Source organism: Leisingera sp. F5 (genome assembly GCF_001593695.1).
This window is the reverse complement of record NZ_LUKH01000743.1, coordinates 1-1,752: the sequence shown is the minus strand read 5'-3', so window position 1 is coordinate 1,752 and position 1,752 is coordinate 1. Positions and strand designations below refer to the sequence as shown.

Here is a 1,752-nt window from a genome sequence, read left to right as displayed (position 1 = left end):
ACGCCGGTGATCACCACGTTGTGGGTGCCGTCAATCTCCGGCAGCTGCGGCATCGGCAGATGCGGCAGGTCGATGTCGGCTGTCGCCTCCTTGCGGATCTTGGCGCCTTCCACTGTCACAAAGGACGGGCAGAAACCGTTTACACAGGAGAAATCCTTGTTGCACGACGACTGGTCAATCGCGCGTTTGCGGCCCAGTTCGGTGTCCTTCGGCACAATGGAGACGCAGTTGGACTGCACCCCGCAATCGCCGCAGCCCTCGCAGACGTCGGTGTTGATGAACACCCGCTGGTCCGGATCCGGGAACTGGCCCTTCTTGCGCCGGCGGCGTTTCTCGGCCGCACAAGTCTGGATGTAGATAATGGCTGAGACGCCCTCCACCTCTTCAAACTCACGCTGGATTTTCATCATCTCGGCGCGTTCATGCATCCGCATGCCCGCCGGGAACAGGGCGGCATCCACGTCCTCTTTCTCGTCATAGACCACGGCCATGGTCTTGACCCCCATCGCGGTCAGCTCATGTGCGATCTGCTGTGCGGTAAGGCCGCCCTCGGCCTGCTGGCCGCCGGTCATCGCCACCGCGTCATTATAGAGGATCTTGTAGGTAATGTTGGTGCCTTCGGCGAGCGCGGCACGGATCGCCTGCACGCCGGAGTGGTTATAAGTGCCGTCGCCAAGGTTCTGGAACACATGCTTACGGTTGGAGAACGGCGCCTCGCCCACCCAGTTTACGCCTTCGCCGCCCATGTGGGTGAAACCGGTGGTTTCGCGGTCCATCCACTGCACCATGAAGTGGCAGCCGATGCCGGCATAGGCGCGAGACCCTTCCGGCAGGCGGGTTGAGGAATTGTGCGGGCAGCCGGAACAGAAGTAGGGCAGCCGGGTGGCGATTTCCTCGGCGTTGTCGGCGCGGCGCGCCTCTGCCAGGCCTTCAAGGCCGGCGCGGATGGCCTCGGTTTCGCGGCCCTCTTCGATCAGGATGCCGCCCAGTTTCTCGGCAATCATGATCGGATCCAGCGCATAACGGGTCGGGAACAGCTCCTCGCGGTGCATGCTGCCGGCGCCGCCCTTGTACCAGCCGTAAACCCGGCGGCCCTGGCGGTCATCAAAGATCGCTTCCTTGATTTGGATCTCGATCAGCTTGCGCTTTTCCTCAACCACAACGATCAGGTCCAGCCCTTCGGCCCAGTCGTGGAAGCCTTTCATGTCCATAGGGAACGTCTGGCCCACCTTATAGGTGGTCAGTCCCAGCCGTTCGGCCATGTTTTCGTCGATGTTCAACAGCTTCAGCGCATGCACTAGATCAAGCCAGTTCTTGCCCGCAGCAACAAACCCGATCTTGGCGCCGGGCTTGCCCCACATGCGCTTGTCCATCTTGTTGGCGTGGCTGAACGCCTCTGCCGCAAAGCGCTTGTAGTCGATGATCCGGTCTTCTTGGCGGAAGCGGTCGTCGTCCAGGCGGATGTTCAACCCGTCGGCCGGCATGTCGAATTCCGGTGTGACCAGCTGCATCCGGTCTGGGCTGGCGTCCACAACCGAAGTGACCTCAATCGTATCTTTCATGGTCTTGAGGCCGGCCATTTCCATCAGCCCGGCGCCTTTGCCGTCGATCTGTGCGGCTTGCGCCAGCACTGCGCCGATGGTCACAACGCCAGTGCCGCCGACGCCGGTGATCACCACGTTGTGGGTGCCGTCAATCTCCGGCAGCTGCGGCATCGGCAGATGCGGCAGGTCGATGTCGGCTGTCGCCTCC

The 1,752-nt window shown here is 62.0% G+C and carries 1 protein-coding gene; it reads right to left on the bottom strand.

Translation table 11 applies throughout. The annotated features are described in order from the left end of the window. The coding region (locus A2I95_RS35450; RefSeq protein ID WP_291737244.1) for a thiamine pyrophosphate-dependent enzyme at positions 1-1,752 on the bottom strand (1,752 nt) is incomplete at both ends.